Here is a 19,451-nt window from a genome sequence, read left to right on the forward strand (position 1 = left end):
TTTTTACGTTATAGGTGAAAGGTAACGAAATGACAATAACTCTTAGGAAATGATCGATAACTTCCGGGAAATGACCGATAACTTCTCTAGATTGATCGATAAACTTGTGACAATGACCGATAACTTATATCGTGAAATTTTAGGCTCGCAATTGATGTTATTAGCTTCTTTCAATATGATAGAAGTATTCGTTTGTTCCGCATAACTGGCTGTAACACTCCGCCTTCAAAAATTGGTGGGGAATTAATAATTATTAATCGGGGTCGACAGCCAGTAGATGCCCGATTGGATCAACTAACAATCAGCAGGGTAAGGAGACCCCTACTGATTGAAGTTTCACTTTATCTCACGAAAGGGATGTGCAAATGACAATCAGTAATTTTTCTATTAAACGACCTGTCTTTACAATTGTGACAATGTTTTTAGTCATCATTCTAGGGGCAGTTTCCTTTTTCAAAATACCAGTGACACTCATTCCTGAGTTGAATCCACCGGTGGCGGTCGTAGTTACTAACTATCCGGGCGCCTCATCCACTGAAGTGAGTGAGAAGCTGACAAAACCGCTTGAGGCAAGTCTGTCAACAGCACCTGGCTTAAAATCAATGCAATCGTCTTCAGAAGAAGGCGCAAATTTCATATTGCTCATGTTTGATTGGTCAACAAATATTGATGACGTGCAACTGGATATTATGCAACGAATCGACCAAGTGCAGATACCAGAAGGTGCTAATGCTCCTCGTTTCATGAAATTTGACCCGGCTCAATTCCCAGTCATCCAGCTGTCGCTTCGAACGACTTCGGAAGAAGCGGATATACGTAACATTGCGGAGCAGCTGGAAACAGAGCTGCGTCGGACGAAGGGGGTTGCGAGTGTCACCGTTACAGGTAAATTGGTGGAAGAAGTCCAAGTCATTTTAGATCAGAAGAAGCTTGAGGAATTTGGACTCGTCCAATCGGATATCGTACAGGGAATCCAAGCGAGCAATGTATCAATGCCAGGGGAACCGATCGAAACGGATGACGGAAAACAACTGACGACGAGAATCATTAGTACATTGACAACGATAACTGATATTAGAAATGTCGTTGTCGGCCTCAATCCGATAACTGGCGGCAAAGTGCGAGTGGCAGATGTGGCAGATGTTGCAATGCTTGAGGCGAAAGCTACTTCCGAAACGAGAGCTAATGATCAACAGGCGGTACTTATGTCGGTGCTCCAAGAATCAGGGGCCAATACTGCGACTGTTTCTACTGCATTTAAGGATGCGTTGGATCACCTTCTTGCCCAAGAGGAATACAAAGGTGTCGAAGCGGATATTTTGTTCGACCAAGGTGATTATGTGAAGCTCGCCGTTGGAAATATCGGGCAATCGCTATTGCTTGGCGGATTATTTGCGATGATCGTCTTATTTTTATTCCTTCGTGGAATTAAAAGTCCGATTATTATCGGTATTGCCATCCCATATTCTGTAATTGTCACGTTCGTGCTTATGTTTTTCGCTGATTTCTCGCTCAACATTATGACGCTTGGCGCGTTGGCATTAGGAATCGGTATGCTTGTTGATAATGCGATTATCGTTATCGAGAACATTGAACGGCATTTGGCGATGGGGAAGAGCCCGACAGAAGCAGCGAGGGATGGAGCAAAAGAGATCAGCGGTGCAATTACCGCTTCGACGTTAACGACGCTCGCTGTATTTGTACCTGTGTTTTTCATTAGCGGGTTAATCGGGCAGATATTCACTGAATTCGCTTTGACGATTTCTTTCAGTCTATTTGCGTCATTAGTCGTTGCATTGACTGTCGTGCCGATGTTGGCTAGCAAAATGCTTACTAAACCGAGAAAGAATATCGAAGCGAGAAGACGCCGTTCGAAGACATTAAACAGATTTGAACGGTCTGTGAAATGGTCGCTTAAGAACCGTGCGGTCATTTTGCTATTAACGATTGTTCTTCTTGCGGGCAGCGGTTTCGGTTTATTCAAGGTTGGAACTGAATTTCTGCCAGCTACAGACGAAGGTTTCTTCAGTATTTCTATAAAGATGCCGAATGGATCATCCTTATCATCCACTAATGACGTCGTGAAAAGGATAGAATCCAGGCTGAAAGAAGAGAAAGAAATCGAAGTTTACGTCAGTCTAATCGGAGGGACACAGCAAAGTATGGCGCAAGGAGGGTCAGAATCAGACCGTGCCGAAATGTACGTTAAGCTTGTGCCTCTTACGGAGAGAGATCGTTCGGTATTTGAGCTTGTCGACGATGTTCAGCCTGATGTGCTCGATCTTGTAGGTAGTGATGCTAGCATCGGTTTTGAAATGCAAACTGCAGCCGGGTCAAGCCCGAATACGTTAACTTTCTCATTGAAAGATACAAATGAGGAAAGGTTGAACGAATCAGTAGCTAAACTAGATGATGAACTGCGGAAATTGGACTCTGCACTTGAAGTTTCAAATAATCTTCAAGATACAATCGAAGAGATTCATATTGAGGTAAATCGCGAAAAGGCATCCAATCTCGGACTAGCTCCTTATCAAATCGCACAAACAGTCAATTCGATTACGCGGGGGCAATTCGCTTCTCAATTTGTTGATAAAAAAGAAAATGTCGTTTCGATCATTGTTCAATATGATGAAAAGTACAGAAATAGCATTGAGAAATTAAAACAAATCAAGTTGAGGACACAGACAGGCAACTTCGTTGCATTGAAGGACGTTGCGGCAATTTCCATAGAGGAAGGACCTGTTTCCATCCAGCGGGTTGACCAAGCCCATTCTGTCACTTTTGATGTGAAGTACAAATCATCTTTCTCATTAGGTGATATGACTGCCGAAGTAAATGAAATAGTGGAGCGTATTGATTTGCCATCGGAGACGGAAATGTCCTTTGGTGGAGATCGGGAACTATTCGAAAATGCGATCAATGATATGTTGATGGCCATCGTTCTGGCTGTCGTCCTCGTCTATATTGTCATGGCAGCTCAGTTCGAATCATTCAAGTATCCATTTGTCATTATGTTCTCTGTACCGCTAATGGCTATTGGGGTTGCATTAGGATTATTCGCGACAAATACGCCAATCGGTGTGACGGCTGTCATCGGTGTCCTTGTGCTTGTCGGTATAGTCGTCAATAACGGAATCGTCCTCGTTGATTACATCAACCAACGAAAAGAAGTGGGCATGTCTTCATATGATGCCATTATCGCTTCGGTGAAGGATCGTGTACGTCCAATATTAATGACGGCATTAACGACGATTTTAGGGCTATTGCCGCTTGCGCTCGGCATCGGAGAAGGAACGGAAATGAACCAACCGATGGGGATCGCTGTAATTGGCGGATTGATCAGTTCCACTTTCCTCACACTGTATATCGTACCAATCATTTATAGCTTGTTTGACCGTGAAACGAGAAAACGCGCAGTTGAAACAAAATAACAAAGTGCCTGGAGAATCTTCGGTCTCCAGGCATTTTATCTATTTAAATAATTAGAATTATCTTTATAATATCTGTAAACTAGTTTACTATAGTGCTATACTTAATTGGAAACGAGGGGGATTTATGAGGACGCATTTTTTTACAGGATTTCCGGGTTTTATTGCAACTGAACTTATTAAGGAATTAATCCGTCGGGATGAAGCAAAAAAGGTATATGTACTCGTAATGGCACATGAAGTGGAGCGTGCAAAAGAAAAAGTTCATAACATCATGAATGTGGTTAACAAAGAGATCCCGGTAGAAATAATAATCGGGGATATTACACGAATGAATCTTGGATTGTCAGAGGGCATGCTTTCCGAATTACGAGGGATTAAGATGACTGTATGGCATTTAGCTGCGATTTATGATCTTGCTGTGAAGCCCGAGATTGCGTGGAAGGTGAATGTCGAGGGTACACGTCAAATGAATGAATTTGTTAAGAATCATCCGTTGATTGATAGATATATGTATTTCAGTACAGCATATGTGGCGGGGTTGAGAGAAGGGTTACTTCTTGAAACTGAACTTATTCGACCTGTCGCGTTTAAAAACCATTATGAAGAGACGAAATTCGAAGCAGAACTTCTAGTTGAAGAACTTAAAAATGAGAAGCCGGTTACAATCATACGGCCGGGGATTGTCCGTGGTCACTCAATAACAGGAGAAACAATAAAGTTTGATGGGCCGTATTTTTTTATGAATATGATTGACCGTTTAAAGTGGATGCCTTTCATACCGTACGTAGGAAGGACACAATCACACATCAATGTTGTTCCGATCGATTATATTCTCGATGCTTCTGTTTACCTTTCCAGCAAGGAAGAAGCCATCAGAAAAACCGTCCATTTGACTGATCCTTCGCCCCATCCGGTAGAAGAGGTGTTCAGGGCAATGACAATTGCTTTAACAGGAAAAAAACCGAAAGGGAGAGTACCTAAAAAGATTGTTGAGTTAGCAATGAGACCGTTATATGTCCAGCGAAGGATGGGTGTTGAGATTGAAACATTGGATTATTTGAATTGGAATTCCCATTTCGATACATCGGTTGCCGAAAAGCTTCTTGAAAACAGTACAATCGAATGTGCGGATTTCATTGAATCAATCCCGGTCATGGCAAAATTCTTTAAGGAACATAAAGACAACGAAGCTTTCCAAATTAATATCGGTGAATAAATTGTGTGCGGAATTATATGATGGTATAATCATTAAAGAAGCACTCAACAACTTAATAATTCTTTTGACAGTTGTCAAAGGGGAGTAGCTATAGGGCAACCTATTTCATAGTCGTCAATACATGGCAAGCGCCATCGGTTATGATAGCAGGATTTTTATTACATAAAGTGAAACTTCAACCAGTGGATGCTTTTCCCACTGATTGTTAGTTGAACCAATCGGGCATTTACTGTCTGTTGAATCCCACTAGTGGGAATCTTACAGCCAGTTAATGCGGGATAAATTTCTGACTTAGCGAGACCTTTGCCTTTTATTAGGTGAGGGTTTTTTTATTTGGAGAAATAAGGAGGAAATAAGTTGGAAGCAATATTGTTGGAATACGCATGGGTACTTGTTGTATTGATTGCACTTGAAGGATTATTGGCAGCAGATAATGCCGTAGTCATGGCGGTCATGGTAAAACATCTACCGAAAGTGCAACAGAAAAAGGCATTGTTTTATGGGTTGCTCGGAGCATTTGTCTTCCGTTTTGCTGCACTGTTTATGATTACGTTCTTGGTGAATATATGGCAAATACAAGCGCTAGGAGCGGCGTATCTATTATTCATATCGATCAAAGCCTTATTGGATAGAGGGAAAGATGGGCATGATGATGTGAAGAAACAGCGCAAGCAATCCGGCTTTTGGATGACAGTTTTAAAAGTCGAGCTGGCAGATATCGCTTTTGCCCTTGATTCAATGTTAGCTGCAGTCGCATTGGCGGTAACTTTGCCGGAATTGGGAGATTTCCATATTGGCGGTATTAATGGCGGCCAATTCGTCGTAATGCTACTAGGTGGGATCATTGGTCTCGTCATTATTCGATTTGCTGCAAGACAGTTCGTCGTATTGCTTGAAAAATTCCCATCCCTTGAAACAGCTGCATTCTTAATCGTTGGCTGGGTAGGGGTTAAATTGGTAGTGCTTACGTTGTCACATCCAAAATTGCAAATCATCGATGAGGCATTTCCTCATTCGACGCTTTGGAAGTCAATCTTCTGGGTCGTTCTATTAGTCATTGCTGTCGGCGGTTATTTGACAGCTGTTGCTAAAAATCGAAAACAAGCGTAATAAGAATCGACCGGTACATGATAATTGTACCGGTCGAAATTTTTTTGGGTTGTTTTCTTTCTTTTTCTTTAGAAATTCACTAAAATGAAAAGATGATTCCCTCTTTGTAGAAAGGTTCTGATCATATGAAATTCACTAGGGAAAATCTACATCGTTTTACACCTGCGCAAGTTATCGTCTTTTATTATTTTTTGGCGATCGGATTTTCCTTTCTTTTGTTGAATTTACCTGGCGTCTATTTACCTGGCGTCGAAGTCAGCTTTATAGATAGCCTATTCACCGCAGTAAGTGCTGTCAGTGTCACTGGTTTAACACCTATTAGTATTGGTGGCACCTATTCAGTTTTCGGGTTATGTATGCTCATGCTCGTTCTGCAATTGGGCGGGATTGGCATCATGTCGATCGGAACATTCTTCTGGTTATTAGTTAAAAAGCGGATCGGCTTGCGCGAACGTCAACTGATCATGGTTGATCATAACCAATATTCACTAGCTGGAGTCGTCGGACTCATTAAGCAAATTGTCCGGATCATCTTTTTAATAGAGATTACAGGTGGAATCATCTTAACAATGTATATCATGAATTATTATGATTCATTTAGTGAAGCATTGTTAAACGGTATGTTCATGTCAGTTTCCGCGACGACGAATGCCGGTTTTGATATTACCGGATCATCCATGCACCCGTATTTCAATGATTACTTTGTGCAAACCGTCATCATGATCCTTATTGTTCTTGGCGCAATCGGTTTCCCGGTGCTTATTGAAGTGAAGAGCTTCTTCTCAAAAAAAGTGCCGAATTTCCGATTTTCCCTGTTTACGAAAATTACTACTGTCACATTTGGGCTATTGCTTCTTTGGGGAGCTTTGCTCATTTTCATACTGGAATCATTCAACTCCTTCAAAGGACTCGCATGGCATGAAAAGATCTTCGCATCTCTTTTCCATTCAGTGTCTTCGCGATCCGCTGGATTGACAACTTACGATATTACACAATTTAGCGATGCCACGGATATTTTCATTTCCTCCTTAATGTTCATCGGTGCTTCGCCGAGTTCGGTAGGAGGGGGGATACGGACGACGACTTTTGCCATCGCGCTCCTCTTCCTTATCAACTTTGCACGTGGTAACAATGTCATCAATATCTTCAGGCGTGAAATTAAGCTTATTGACGTATACCGTTCGTACGCAGTCATCTTGCTTGCAGCTGTAATGGTCATGACTGCATTGCTTATTTTACTTATTACTGAAAAAGATGTTCCTGTTGTTGCACTTCTGTTTGAAATCACCTCCGCGTTCGGTACGTGCGGCATGTCGCTTGGAATTACATCGGATTTATCGGTGATTGGTAAATTAATTATTATGGTTCTCATGTTCATAGGGCGTGTCGGTCTCATTTCGTTCCTTTATACGTTAGGAGGAAAAACGAATAAAAAACCTTACGCATATCCTAAAGAACGTGTTATTATCGGATGAAAAAGCATCCTCCCTTTATTCAAATAGGGAGGATGCTTTCTTGTTTATCATGCCATACTTTTTTCGGTTTGTAGAAAATGGAATTGTGGCGCTTGCCCTTTACAGAAGAAAGTGACGAGGTAGCCATTTTCTTCTGTAAACTCATGTTCATATTCTTCCGTTGGTCGTACTCCGATTGGGGTGATGAATGTATGTTTCCGAATATTTCTTTCGGTGAGTCGTGTTGGCGTTGTCATTTTGCCAAGCAACTCTTTATCGTCCAAAATCAACCGCTCAATATCTAGCAATGTCTCCGGCTCAATCTCATCCTTCCACCAAATATGTCGTGGCTGGAATGTATGATGAGCCAAATAGTCGACTTTCATTAAGCTTCTAACGATATTCATATCCACTTTTCCATATTCGAGCAAGAACTCTTCAAGCCTTGTATACAAGTCTTGAAGCTGATGGCCGATCCTTGACCAACCTCTCGTTTCCCAAAACGTTCCAAACTGTTGGAAGAAGTCGAACGGAGTATCAAACACTTTTGAAACTAAATACTCGACTGTCCGCGGCATACGATTGTCATTCCAGTACTTTTCAAGCACATCCTCAGTTTGTTTGATTCTTAATATATCATCAAATGTAAGTACATTATTGGATAAGATTTCATATGGAGCTTGATCGATATACGTATATCCGTATTGTTCAGCTTGAATTCGTAAACCTGTCCCTCTCAGCAGCTTGAGGAATCCTAATTGCAACTCTTCAGGGCGCATTGCAAACACATCATTGAATGTATCTCTAAATGAATTGTAATCCTCTTCAGGAAGCCCTGCAATCAAATCAAGATGCTGCGCAATCTTCCCGCCTTCTTTCACCATATTGACAGTCCTGGACAGTTTTTCGAAGTTCTGTCTTCGTTTTACAAGTTCATTCGTCAAATCGTTCGTCGATTGTACTCCGATTTCAAAACGGAAAAGGCCGACAGGTGCATTCTCGTTCAGGAAGTTGATGACTTCTGGACGCATAATATCACCTGTTATCTCAAATTGGAAGACGGTGCCGGGCAAGTGCTCATCAATAAGGAATTGGAACATTTCCATAGCGTAGCTCCGACTAATATTAAATGTCCGGTCGACGAATTTTATCGTCTTCGCTCCGTTTTTCATTAAGTATCGAATGTCGTCCTTAACAGTTTCGCGATTGAAATAACGAACGCCGACTTCGATGGAAGACAGACAGAATTGACAGGAGAACGGACAGCCTCTGCTCGTTTCTATATAAGTTACCCGATTGCCGAGATGGGGGACATCCTCAGGAAATCTGAAAGGCGATGGTAGCTCACGCAGATCAAGCTTAGTTCCGGGAGCTGTCGACTTCAATTTTCCATCCTCCAAATAGGCGACCCCTTGCACTTCATGTAAACCGATCTTTCCTGAATGATAATCGAGAAGTTGTTTAAATGTCCGCTCTCCTTCGCCAATGACAATGAAATCAATCTCCGGAACTTTTTCCAGCCATTTATCAAAGTCGTAGGTCACTTCAGGCCCACCGGCGACGATTACCAATTCCGGGTTTGTTTTCTTTAAGATGCGTATTACTTTAATGGACTCCTCAATATTCCATATGTACAAACTAAATCCGACAATACTTGGTCTTTTTTGATAAATATCTGATACAATATTTAGTACTGGGTCTTTAATCGTATATTCTGCTAAAATCGGCTCATATTCGGGCATTGCATATGATTTCAAGTACCGAATAGCGAGATTCGTGTGAATATATTTAGCGTTTAATGTTGTTAGGACTATACTCATATGTAGTCTCCTCTGTTATAATACTATTTACTAAGTATTCTATTTTGTATTTTAGTCTTTTGATACTATTTTATTACGACTGATAATATGAAATAATCAGAATTGGAGATGCTTTATTCAATTAAAGTTAGGTTGAAAAATTAAAGTTTGCATGAAATCTTGTCGTTTCACATACTGTTTGGTAATAGGCACAGGAGGTATCAAATTGAGTGATTTCGATAAAATAAGGAAAAGTGTGTCGTTTCTAATGGATGACAACTTTCGACCAAGTATAATTTTGCATGTTAATGGAGACATCTATTCCGAGAATGTACCATTTAAAATGCATTTTGATAGTGAAAAGAAAAAGAATATTAATGAAATCATCGATCCGGCTTCCATGCATGACTGGACAAGATTTTCTGAGCGAGCAGGAAAATCTGAACATATGATGATGGAAATCATTAAAATAAATCTCATTGAAAAAGTAAATAGTTCAGTTCAGATGCATTTAATCTATATACCGGAAATCGAAAAGATTATAGCTATGTTCGATGTGCCTGGAATGAACAAGATACCATCCCTTAAAACTTATTATAATGCATTCAAACAATCATCTAATTTCATGCTGCTCGTAGATCCGCATGGAGAAATAATTGATGTAAATGAGATGCATACTGTGTTTATCAATCAAACGAGAGATGAACTTATCGGTCAAAACATTGAAACTGTGATGGCCGTTGTAAATCCGGACAACTGTGAACCGCTTCAGACTTATTTTGAAAAGGTTAAGGACCAAGGTTGCATTCAATCTGTAACAACGTATCAAAGATCACCGGACGATATAAGATATTATCATATTATAACCTACTATGATAGTGATACTAATATGTTTATCGTTCAATTGTCGGATGCTACCGAAAAAGAAAACCTTCAAGTTCAGTTGGCCCATTCAGGCTCATTATCCGCAGTCGGACAAATTGCGGCAAGTATAGCGCATGAAATAAGAAACCCGATTACAACGTTAAAAGGCTTTACGCAATTGCTCAAAGTGTCGGCAACTGAGGATTCGATTCGATATATTTCTGTCATCGAGGATGAAATCGAAAGAATGGAATCTATTCTTGGGGAGATGCTAGTCCTTTCAAAGCCTTCGAAAAAAAAGAAATCTGCATTTTCATTAGAAGTATTGGTTGGAGACATGGTTTCAATACTATCTCCGAAAGCGGTTATGGAAGGAATTGAAGTTATTCAGCAGACGGAGTTGAACAGTAATCCACTTATCTTCGGCGATTCGGATAAAATAAAGCAAGTCCTTTTGAACTTATTTAAAAATGCATTAGAGTCAATGCAAATTGGTGGCAAACTTTTCATTCATCTTTCAGAGGCTGACGGGAAATTAATACTAGCCATAACGGATACAGGAAAAGGGATGACGCGCCATCAAGTGAATCAAGTGTTCATGCCGTTTTTCAGCTCGAAACCCGGCGGAACGGGATTAGGACTTCCTTTCGTCCTAAAAACAGTTGAAGATCATGGTGGAACGATAGCGGTAGAAAGTCAAGTCGGTGTCGGCACGAAATTCATATTGAACTTTCCTAAAGTTAAAGAAAGTCCTTTGAAAAGCCAACAGTCCATCGTCTCTTGAAACAATTCGTTTTGACACATTCAACCATTTGTATATATAATAGTGTCGAGTCGAGTCGCTGACAGGAAAATAAAAGGTGGATCCGAACAATGGAAAACGATACAAAACGTGCTTTGAAATTATTCATCGTCCTTTCAAGAGCAAGTAAAGTTGTTCTGGAAGAGGCGAATAAACTGATAGAATCTTATAAGCTGAACCCTACTGAATTTGCTGTCTTAGAGCTTTTATATCATAAAGGAAGGCAGCCGATTCAAAAAATTGGTCAGAAAATATTGCTTAGCAGCGGTTCCATGACATATGTAGTAGATAAGCTTGAAAAAAAAGGTCTTATTGAACGCGTGTATTGCACGGAAGATAAAAGGATCACATATATGTCCATCACAACTGCAGGCAAGGATTTGATCGAAGAAATTTTTCCTTCACACGAAAAGAAAATCAATGAATTAATGTCAGCCCTTACGGAGACGGAACAGGAAACAGCAATTGAATTGATGAGGAAATTGGGACTATCTATAAAGAACTTATCATAATTTCATGCATAGAGAACGCCGAACAGGCATAACCTGTTCGGCGTTGTTATTTGTAAAACCACACGTTTTGACTACGGTTGGCATCCGATTATTGTACTGTCTGTCCCATATTCAAGAAGTCATCATTGTATTCTTCTTCTGCATTGTCAAACAGAGTAAGTCTCACAATCATGCCATCTTTTTCGAAAACAATCCCAGTCACAGGGCCTGATTCCGTATCTACCTTGAACGCCTTGGCATTCTTGATTCCTTTATCCGCAACGTCCGTATAAACATCTGTCAATTTTTCAGGTTCTTCTTCACCATTGCTTGCCGCTTTCAGCACTTCTTGCATGTTGTCCACTAAATAATCATATGTTCCATCCTCGGCGGGTTGCGTTTCAATCCGCATGAATGCATTAGGATTATCGTCAGCATACAAGCTATCACGACCAGGCTCCTCACTTGTCAACGTATATCCAGGCAAAACTTCTATCGCAAATTGCTGTGCGTCACTTTTCGTCAATACAGCGTCTGCCATATTGTCTGCGGCTTCATTGGCATCTTCGTTATTTGAACCGGCCTCTGTTCCAGTATCAGTTGAAGTGCCATCTGTCGAGCTTCCGTTTGTCTCATCGACGGCTTGCTCTTCATTATCCGGAGTAGTTCCTTTTTTAGAATCTGCATTGTCGGTACCGCAAGCTGCAAGGAGAAACGCAGCCGCAAACCCAGTGCAAACGATTTTCCAATTAAATTTCATTGAAAACCCTCCTATTCATTAATCACGCTATTACATACCCGATTGGTCCAATTACTATTCAGCGGTATCCCATACTCCACTAAATCGGGTTCAATGTATTGGACGATTGAAGGTCAAAAACGTTTCATTCGTCACTGCCATGGATGATCGTATAGCGTTTATGGTTAACGACAGTCTTTTCCTCGAGTTCCAGTTCATCGAAGTTTTCCATATATGTTAAATCGACGATTACGGAGTTCTCATTCACTTTCTCTACAATTCCTTGTAAACCATCTTTAAACTCTATAATATTGCCAACTTCTGCGATCTTCATAATCAAACAGCTCCTTAAACAGATTATCTTTTATAGTTTGCCTGAAAAAGTCTTCTACGTAAAGTGTTTCAGTCTAAAAAAAGCGTTTTCATTTGTCGGAAAATGTCGTAAATTGAATTACTTTTTTTGTATAGAATCATGTATAATTGTAATTTAGGTATATCTACTCTCGGGAGGTATTGCGCATGAATCAGAATTTGGAAGCCAAGATTGAATCGACGCGCAAAGAATTGATAATTGTAGCTGGGCAAAAAGGCATATCTTCAACTGAAACTTTAAAAATTAGTCAACTGCTCGATAGCTTAATCAATGAATATAATTCTCGTGAACGGATGCCTGAATATATGGAATGGCTAGATGAAAAGAGAGGAAGGGGTTTCTATGGTAACAATTAATGACTTTCGAAATGAGTTGAATGGAGCGGTTATTGGTAGAGAGAAAGAATTCGACTTGATGCTCATCGCCTTATTGCAACAAGGACATGTATTGCTTGAAAGTGTTCCTGGGTCCGGAAAAACGATGATGGCTAAAAGCTTTGCGAATGCATTCAAAGGTGAGTTCAAACGTGTGCAATTTACACCGGATGTGTTGCCGTCAGATGTAACTGGGATTCGCTATTTCAACCCGCAATCACAGGAATTCATCCTGAAGGCCGGTCCTGTATCGACAAACATATTATTGGCAGATGAAATAAACAGGGCGACTCCGAGGACGCAATCAAGTTTGTTGGAGTCGATGGAGGAGAGGCAAGTGACGATTGATGGGGAAACGATATCCTTGCCGACACCGTTCATGGTTATCGCGACGCAAAACCCGATTGAATCGCAGCAAGGGACATTCCCATTACCTGCGGCTCAGTTGGACCGTTTCTTGTTTAAGTTGAATATTGATTATCCGTCGTTTGAAGAAGAGCATGAAATATTACGGCAATACGGCAAAAACCCTGGCCAGATTATTATCGATTCGATTATCGATGCGCAAACTGTCGGTAGATGGGCTGCTGAAGCTGCTGAAGTGAAAGTCCATGCGGATATTGAGAAATATATATTAAAAATTGTCAGAGCGACAAGAGAGCATCCTTTTTTGGAGCTAGGATTAAGTTCCCGTGCAGCTCTTGCAATATTACAGGCTTCCCGGACGAAAGCTTATATTGAAGGAAGAGATTATGTCACTCCGGATGACGTCAAAAACATTCTTCCTCCAGCAGCTTTGCACAGAATGGAACTTTCGACGGAAGGGGTACTGACGAAAACGATCGACGAAGTGCTGGATGAGATCACGAATTCCATCACAGCGCCACTTGAGGCGACGGTCTAATGAAGTGGATACGTTATGAACATGGCTTTCGATCAATACATCAGGGAATGGCGATCACCGCAGTTTTTTTCATATATGCATTCGTTTACTTACAAGTATGGCTTGCCGCTTGTTTTGCTGCGGTTTTTGCGATGCTTGCCTTTCAAAACATCTACTTTTCAAAAGTGGGAAAGGACCTTTCAATTAAATTCCGTGCGAAACAGAAAAGGATTTTGATTGGGGAAGGCGAAGAACTTGTCATGGACTTCCAAAATGGCCCTGTTCCGATATGGAATGGGACTCTCACACTATCGCTTGAAGATGCGGTTGCGCCAAGATCTGATCACAAAAAACATTATAGTGGTATATATGATTTAACTGTACCTTTTGCAATTGGGAGTAATAAAAAAGTGGAAATACGAATTCCTCTTGAAGGTAAAAAACGGGGATTGTCGAGAGTGACAAGAGTAATGCTTGAAATTCCTCACCTTTTTGGAGACGGATTTGTCAATATGGAGTTGGATGAACCGATTTATTATCAAAGCTTAGTTTATCCAAGAGTGACTCCTCTAGGTAGGGAATTAAAATCTTCGCCTTACAAACCGGGGGAAACTGAACAAAAACAATCGCTATTCATGGATGCATTCCAACCCATCGGCACGAGAGATTATGTACCGACGGATCGGTTCGACCAAATTCATTGGACTGCAAGTGCGAGGATGCAGAAGTTGCAAACAAAAGAATTTCTTCCGGTCAGCTCGCAAAGCGTCGTTCTAATGCTGAATACGATTGAAAAAGATAGAGGGTTTTTAGACTTTGAAAAAAAAGTGGAACAACTTGTTTCATATGCGGATTACTGCATGAAAAATAATATTCCGTACTCCGTTGCTATTAACATTCGAAGTTTCGGGGCACAACCTTATTTGCTGTTGCCGAGCGGATCGGGTAAAGTACAATTCCAAAAATTGATGGTCATGCTAGCGAAAATTTCGGATAAGCATGCCAAATTACGTTTCGAGGACATGCTGCAACATATGGAAATCTCGGGACAACTTTCGCAGACAGTTGTATTGATCACTCATGAAAATGACAGGGTTAAGGCTCTCGCAAAACAATGGGTAAAACGTTATGAAGTCATTTTGGATAATTCCCATGAAAGGAATGAAAGGATTTGGGAGAAACAAAATACGAACAAGACCGAAACCGATTTAACCTCTCTGAACGTATAATTGTCGAAATGTTCCTTCTATCCTATTTATTCATTTTCTTTTTAGGGGAAGTTGGAACTGCTATGCCATATATTTGGCTGATCATCTCAATCATCGGAGGAGTCATCTCCTTTTTCGTATTTTACAATCGAGACTATTCCTTAGGATTCGGTGTAGGATTAGCAATCGTCATTACGGCACCCTTGCTGCTTATGAACGCGCCATTCATGAATGTTCTCCTTTTCTTCGTCTATGTCCTATGGAGAATCCAGGCGAATTTCAATGGGTCGCGTATTCACGGATGGCCTTTCTTATCCGTCAACACGATTGTGTTCGTTGTCCTGTATTTCTTGGCACGTCTCTTTTTCTCTTATAACAATCCCGAGACACTGATGCAACAACAGATATACTTGTATTTGCTTACCTCATTCCTTTACTTTTTCATCCGCATGGTATCAATTACCGTGAACAGTAGGCAGTTGGGCAATTTTCAGGTGAGAGAAGCAGGAAGGATTTTCGGATATATTGTCGGGCTCGGTAGTCTCATGTTTGTTGTTGTATTTTTTGCACTAGATTCTGTTAGGAGAGCAATAATAGGTGTATTCATCTTTCTATTTGGTGGTGTCTTTACGATCTTCGGAAAAGCGATGGAGCCCATAATAGATTTTCTCAATACAGGCGCTGAACGTCTTGAAGAAAAGATTGCAGAACAAGAAAGTGGATATGTTGACTTTGAAATGAAAGATGAGTTAACTACGTATGGTAATACTTCTTCTATTTTCGAATACACTACTTTGGCAGTTGCAGTTATCATCTTGGTCATCATCGCATTTTTCCTTATTAGGAAAAAAGGGAAGAAGCGAGAAGTTGATAAAATGGAAAACTACTCTTTCGCGTTTAAAGGAAAAAAGGAGAAACTTAAAGAGCAAAGTCAGTTGTTGTATGATTATTCGTCTGCACGAGATGAAGTAAGGAAGTCATTTGAGCAATTCGAGAAGGAAGCACAAACGTATAATTATAGTCGAATGCACGGGGAAACTGTAAAAGAATGGTTCTCACGGATGGGCTGGAAGCAGAAAGATTTGGTTTTAGCATTATATAATGATGTACGATATGGTTCGCGAACTCCTTCAGAAGTTGAACATTCTATGTTTATTCAAGAGCTTGAAGAAATTAAAAAAACTTTTTCAAAAAAAGAGGTTTAAGATGTTTTCAAACGGGGGACATTATAATTGAACACAGCAACATTCTCATTTCCCCCTTTTGAGGACGGACCCTATTATAGGATCTGTCCTCCTTTTTTTGTTCAAAACATTTATAATGGATAGTGAGAGTGAACTTGGAGGGGTTAAAATGGGTAAAAAGAAAATTGCATTCATTGGAACAGGTGTTATGGGCAGTAGTATCGTTAAACATTTATTGAAAGCAGATTATGAAGTGGCTGTATTCACACGGACAAAAGAGAAAGCGGCATCTCTCGTAGAACAAGGGGCAAACTGGGCTGAAACAGCTGGACAAGCAACTGCCCATGCGGACATCGTATTGACGATGGTTGGTTACCCGTCCGATGTAGAGGAAGTCTATTATTCAGAGAATGGGATTTTTGCAAATGCACGACAAGGAATGATTTTCATTGACATGACGACATCAAGTCCAGCTCTGGCAATCCGGATTGCTGCTGATGCTGAAGAGAAGGGAATTTCCTCAATCGATGCTCCCGTTTCAGGTGGGGATGTTGGAGCGCAAAACGGAACACTTTCGATTATGTGCGGCGGGATTGAGCAGACTTTCCAAGAAGTTCTTCCGTTATTGCAAGTGTTCGGAAGACAAATTGTCTACCAAGGCGATGCTGGTGCCGGCCAACATGCAAAAATGTGCAATCAAATTGCTATTGCGACTAATATGATTGGCGTCTGCGAAGCTTTAGCATATGGAAAAGAGGCGGGTCTCGATGCTGACACCGTTCTCGAATCCATTTCCTCTGGCGCCGCAGGATCTTGGTCGTTATCAAACCTGGCCCCTAGAATGATCAAAGGGGATTTTGAACCTGGTTTTTACGTTAAACATTTCTTAAAGGATATGAATATTGCTTTGGCAGAAGCTGAACAAATGAATTTATCATTACCTGGATTACAATTGGCGAAAAAAATGTATAATGAGCTTGTCGAAGAAGGTTATGGAGACAAAGGAACGCAAGTATTATATAAGCAATACAAACGAGCATAACTGAAGATAAACGGACTAATCCATCCAATCAGTAGTTGATTGGATGAATTAGCCCGTTTTTATGTCGTGTTATTTTCCGTCCAAATAGGATGAACGGAAAGATTGTGTGTTGGATACTTTTCGTCGCTTCGGGACAAATGCTTTTTTCTTTGGACTTGTCGACACTTTTTGTACTCCGACAAAATCAGACAACAAATCTTTAGCTGTATTCAAATTCATTCGCTCTTGCGGATTGCGGAAAGTTTGGTCTTGTATGCCTAAATGAGGAAGGGACGTGAAGTCGCCTTTTTCCGGTAAGGTATGAAAGAGGAAATCGCTGCACTTCACGAGTACAGTGGAGCTTTGCTGGCTAAGCTGAGGATTTTCAACGAAATGCAAGCCGATTTTTTTTGCATCTCCCGACTGTAGAAGCTGCTGGATGGCTTTGTTTTTTAATGTATAAAGCTCACGATTATTCGTTGCTGTCTTCGCATGCCTGTTCACTGTATATATGGCAATGGCAAGTTGTCGTACTTCATCTTCTTTTTTCAATTGATTCCCCCTCTTCTCGTATTGGATTTTCCTTACGTTTATCATACTGGTTCTCAAAACTTTTTCAAAGCAATTCACTCGAAGAAAATCGAAATATTTGCAAACGGCTATTTTTTTGTCGAAATTAAAGGTATACTTGTAAAATAAAGTAGAAAAATCTGTTTCGGCATCTATAAACAAAATTATTGTACATAGGAGCAGCGACATGCATGGAGGCATTCATGGACAATAACAGACTACACGATGAATTGATGATGGAGCGGAAAGCAAGATTGGAATACGAACATAAGTATATGTCTGTCATAGATCATAATTTGGACCCAATCATAACAATCAATCGGAATGGTAGAATTTCGTATGCGAATATTGCCGTCCATAAAGCTTTCGGTTACCGATTGAAAGAATTGTCAGGTCGTGCTGTTATTGATTTGATCAGCGAAGACAAAACTGTTGAATTCCAAAAATTCCTATCCCGTGCATATCTCGGGGAATCTATTGAAATGGAAGGGATTAAGTTTTTCCATAAGAGAGGGCAATACTTATCCGCCTACATCAAAACGATTCCGGTTACTGTCCGAGGAGAAATACGGGAGATCCATTTAATATTAAGAGATACTTCATTTCATCTAAAAAACAACGAGAAACTATTATTTCTGTCCTATCATGACCAATTGACAGGTTTATGGAATCGCAGGGCATTGAAGGAACACTTTGAAGCTGACGCTGAGTATGCTTCCCGAAGTGATGCAAAGCTATCGTTAATCCATTTAGATTTGGACCGGTTCAACACAATTAATGATTCGGTTGGTCGAAATGGTGCCGACGAAATCTTGAAAATGGTGGCAGAGCGAATAAAGATTGTTTGCCCAAAAGAGGGGAAATTATATCGAAATGGTGGAGATGAGTATATCATCTTACTGCAAAACCAATCGATTGAGATAACTGAGAAACTTACACAGAAAATTTTGAGTGACTTTACAAAGCCGTTCTACTTCAAGCATCAAGAGTATTTCATTTCCTCTTCAATCGGTATTTCGGTCTATCCGGATGATGGCGAGAACTTGGAAGAATTACTTCAAAAAGCAGAGCAAGCGGTTCGATTCGTAAAAGAACGCGGTCGTTCCCATTATCGATTTTATCGTGAAGAAATGAATACAGGCTTCACTGATACAGCGTTAATGGAAGCCCACTTGCGCAGGGCAATCGAATTCAATGAACTCGAACTACATTATCAGCCACAAGTAAATTTGAAAACAGGTGAAATCGATAGTTTTGAGGCACTTTTACGATGGAATAATAGGAAGTTTGGTTTTGTCTCACCAGCTCAATTCATACCGATAGCAGAGGAATCAGGGCTCATTCATTCTATTGGGGATTGGGTGTTGGAAGTAGTATGTGCACAGCTGAAGGAATGGCAAAACAAGCAGTTCCGGCCTGTCCGTATTGCGGTGAATATCTCTCCAAAGCAATTCCAAACTGGTGAATTTGCAGAGAAAGCGAAACAAATCATCGAGAATAATGGAATCCAGCCGTCCTCTTTTGAAGTTGAAATAACAGAGTCTGCTTTGATGAACATGAAGGACACGCTTTCAACGCTGCAAAAATTAAAGGAAATCGGAGTGACGATTTCCGTCGATGACTTTGGAACGGGATATTCCTCACTTAGCTATTTAAAACAATATCCGATTGATATTATTAAAATAGACCGCTTGTTCATCAAAGACATTGAACTTGATGAAAAGAATGAGGCAATCGCCAAGACAATTATTAATCTTGCCCACAGTCTCGGCATGCAAGTAATCGCGGAAGGCGTGGAAAAGGATTTACAAGCGAAGATTTTAAAAGAAGCGGATTGCCATAAGGCGCAAGGCTTTTTATTCAGCAAAGCGATTCCGGCTTCCGAAATCGTGGAAAAGTATTTTGCATAGTAGATGATAAGACTTCCTTCAC

General features: G+C 40.5%; 16 protein-coding genes. 12 read left to right on the forward strand and 4 right to left on the reverse strand.

All coding sequences use genetic code 11. The features are described 5' to 3' along the window. Positions 1 to 365 precede the first annotated feature (365 nt). From ACR65H_RS14580 to ACR65H_RS14595, 4 genes are all read left to right on the forward strand, one after another. Complete coding sequence (locus ACR65H_RS14580; RefSeq protein WP_440501192.1) at positions 366 to 3,431, forward strand: efflux RND transporter permease subunit; 3,066 nt, start codon at positions 366 to 368, stop codon at positions 3,429 to 3,431. A 124-nt stretch (positions 3,432 to 3,555) separates the two neighbouring features. Next, on the forward strand, positions 3,556 to 4,647 hold the full coding sequence (locus tag ACR65H_RS14585) for an SDR family oxidoreductase (protein ID WP_440501193.1): 1,092 nt from the start codon (positions 3,556 to 3,558) through the stop codon (positions 4,645 to 4,647). 357 nt (positions 4,648 to 5,004) lie between these two features. Next, entirely contained in the window at positions 5,005 to 5,757 is a 753-nt protein-coding gene (locus ACR65H_RS14590) for a TerC family protein (protein ID WP_440501194.1), read from the forward strand. A gap of 125 nt (positions 5,758 to 5,882) precedes the next feature. Further along, complete coding sequence (locus ACR65H_RS14595) at positions 5,883 to 7,232, forward strand: TrkH family potassium uptake protein (protein ID WP_440501195.1); 1,350 nt, start codon at positions 5,883 to 5,885, stop codon at positions 7,230 to 7,232. A 47-nt stretch (positions 7,233 to 7,279) separates the two neighbouring features. Here ACR65H_RS14595 and ACR65H_RS14600 read toward each other — a convergent pair whose 3' ends face one another. Next, entirely contained in the window at positions 7,280 to 9,031 is a 1,752-nt protein-coding gene (locus ACR65H_RS14600) for a B12-binding domain-containing radical SAM protein (protein WP_440501196.1), read from the reverse strand. 205 nt (positions 9,032 to 9,236) lie between these two features. Between ACR65H_RS14600 and ACR65H_RS14605 the strand changes: the two genes are divergently transcribed. Next, on the forward strand, positions 9,237 to 10,658 hold the full coding sequence (locus ACR65H_RS14605; protein WP_440501197.1) for an ATP-binding protein: 1,422 nt from the start codon (positions 9,237 to 9,239) through the stop codon (positions 10,656 to 10,658). A gap of 89 nt (positions 10,659 to 10,747) precedes the next feature. Beyond that, on the forward strand, positions 10,748 to 11,188 hold the full coding sequence (locus tag ACR65H_RS14610) for a MarR family winged helix-turn-helix transcriptional regulator (RefSeq protein WP_440501198.1): 441 nt from the start codon (positions 10,748 to 10,750) through the stop codon (positions 11,186 to 11,188). Positions 11,189 to 11,276: 88 nt separating this feature from the next. On the opposite strand, the gene ACR65H_RS14615 is transcribed toward ACR65H_RS14610, so the two are convergent. Next, on the reverse strand, positions 11,277 to 11,927 hold the full coding sequence (locus tag ACR65H_RS14615; RefSeq protein ID WP_440501199.1) for a hypothetical protein: 651 nt from the start codon (positions 11,925 to 11,927) through the stop codon (positions 11,277 to 11,279). Positions 11,928 to 12,051: 124 nt separating this feature from the next. Beyond that, positions 12,052 to 12,240, reverse strand: a complete 189-nt coding sequence (locus ACR65H_RS14620; RefSeq protein ID WP_060210187.1) for a YkvS family protein — start codon at positions 12,238 to 12,240, stop codon at positions 12,052 to 12,054. A 185-nt stretch (positions 12,241 to 12,425) separates the two neighbouring features. On the opposite strand from ACR65H_RS14620, the gene ACR65H_RS14625 reads away from it, so the two are divergent. The 5 genes from ACR65H_RS14625 to ACR65H_RS14645 all read left to right on the forward strand — a co-directional run bounded on the left by ACR65H_RS14625 (position 12,426) and on the right by ACR65H_RS14645 (position 16,970). Next, complete coding sequence (locus tag ACR65H_RS14625) at positions 12,426 to 12,635, forward strand: aspartyl-phosphate phosphatase Spo0E family protein (RefSeq protein ID WP_440501200.1); 210 nt, start codon at positions 12,426 to 12,428, stop codon at positions 12,633 to 12,635. Continuing rightward, positions 12,622 to 13,557, forward strand: a complete 936-nt coding sequence (locus tag ACR65H_RS14630; protein WP_440501202.1) for an AAA family ATPase — start codon at positions 12,622 to 12,624, stop codon at positions 13,555 to 13,557. Before ACR65H_RS14625 ends, ACR65H_RS14630 begins: the two co-directional genes overlap by 14 nt. Continuing rightward, on the forward strand, positions 13,557 to 14,765 hold the full coding sequence (locus tag ACR65H_RS14635) for a DUF58 domain-containing protein (protein WP_440501204.1): 1,209 nt from the start codon (positions 13,557 to 13,559) through the stop codon (positions 14,763 to 14,765). The genes ACR65H_RS14630 and ACR65H_RS14635 overlap by 1 nt, the downstream gene beginning before the upstream one ends. Next, on the forward strand, positions 14,708 to 15,949 hold the full coding sequence (locus ACR65H_RS14640) for a hypothetical protein (RefSeq protein ID WP_440501206.1): 1,242 nt from the start codon (positions 14,708 to 14,710) through the stop codon (positions 15,947 to 15,949). Before ACR65H_RS14635 ends, ACR65H_RS14640 begins: the two co-directional genes overlap by 58 nt. A gap of 115 nt (positions 15,950 to 16,064) precedes the next feature. Then, positions 16,065 to 16,970, forward strand: a complete 906-nt coding sequence (locus tag ACR65H_RS14645; RefSeq protein ID WP_440501259.1) for an NAD(P)-dependent oxidoreductase — start codon at positions 16,065 to 16,067, stop codon at positions 16,968 to 16,970. 69 nt (positions 16,971 to 17,039) lie between these two features. On the opposite strand, the gene ACR65H_RS14650 is transcribed toward ACR65H_RS14645, so the two are convergent. Beyond that, a complete protein-coding gene (locus ACR65H_RS14650) occupies positions 17,040 to 17,501 on the reverse strand; it encodes a YkyB family protein (protein WP_440501207.1) in 462 nt (153 codons plus the stop codon). Between the two features lie 221 nt (positions 17,502 to 17,722). On the opposite strand from ACR65H_RS14650, the gene ACR65H_RS14655 reads away from it, so the two are divergent. Continuing rightward, on the forward strand, positions 17,723 to 19,429 hold the full coding sequence (locus ACR65H_RS14655; protein ID WP_440501209.1) for a putative bifunctional diguanylate cyclase/phosphodiesterase: 1,707 nt from the start codon (positions 17,723 to 17,725) through the stop codon (positions 19,427 to 19,429). Positions 19,430 to 19,451: the final 22 nt, after the last annotated feature.

This window comes from Sporosarcina sp. SAFN-015 (assembly GCF_059415085.1).

What these genes read in the sequence shown, in the direction of transcription:
- ACR65H_RS14580 (WP_440501192.1), top strand. Translation starts at nt 366, where the DNA reads ATGACAATCAGTAATTTTTCTATTAAACGACCTGTCTTTACAATTGTG.
- ACR65H_RS14585 (WP_440501193.1), top strand. Translation starts at nt 3,556, where the DNA reads ATGAGGACGCATTTTTTTACAGGATTTCCGGGTTTTATTGCAACTGAA.
- ACR65H_RS14595 (WP_440501195.1), top strand. Translation starts at nt 5,883, where the DNA reads ATGAAATTCACTAGGGAAAATCTACATCGTTTTACACCTGCGCAAGTT.
- ACR65H_RS14600 (WP_440501196.1), bottom strand. Translation starts at nt 9,031, where the DNA reads ATGAGTATAGTCCTAACAACATTAAACGCTAAATATATTCACACGAAT.
- ACR65H_RS14610 (WP_440501198.1), top strand. Translation starts at nt 10,748, where the DNA reads ATGGAAAACGATACAAAACGTGCTTTGAAATTATTCATCGTCCTTTCA.
- ACR65H_RS14615 (WP_440501199.1), bottom strand. Translation starts at nt 11,927, where the DNA reads ATGAAATTTAATTGGAAAATCGTTTGCACTGGGTTTGCGGCTGCGTTT.
- ACR65H_RS14620 (WP_060210187.1), bottom strand. Translation starts at nt 12,240, where the DNA reads ATGAAGATCGCAGAAGTTGGCAATATTATAGAGTTTAAAGATGGTTTA.
- ACR65H_RS14625 (WP_440501200.1), top strand. Translation starts at nt 12,426, where the DNA reads ATGAATCAGAATTTGGAAGCCAAGATTGAATCGACGCGCAAAGAATTG.
- ACR65H_RS14630 (WP_440501202.1), top strand. Translation starts at nt 12,622, where the DNA reads ATGGTAACAATTAATGACTTTCGAAATGAGTTGAATGGAGCGGTTATT.
- ACR65H_RS14635 (WP_440501204.1), top strand. Translation starts at nt 13,557, where the DNA reads ATGAAGTGGATACGTTATGAACATGGCTTTCGATCAATACATCAGGGA.
- ACR65H_RS14645 (WP_440501259.1), top strand. Translation starts at nt 16,065, where the DNA reads ATGGATAGTGAGAGTGAACTTGGAGGGGTTAAAATGGGTAAAAAGAAA.
- ACR65H_RS14655 (WP_440501209.1), top strand. Translation starts at nt 17,723, where the DNA reads ATGGACAATAACAGACTACACGATGAATTGATGATGGAGCGGAAAGCA.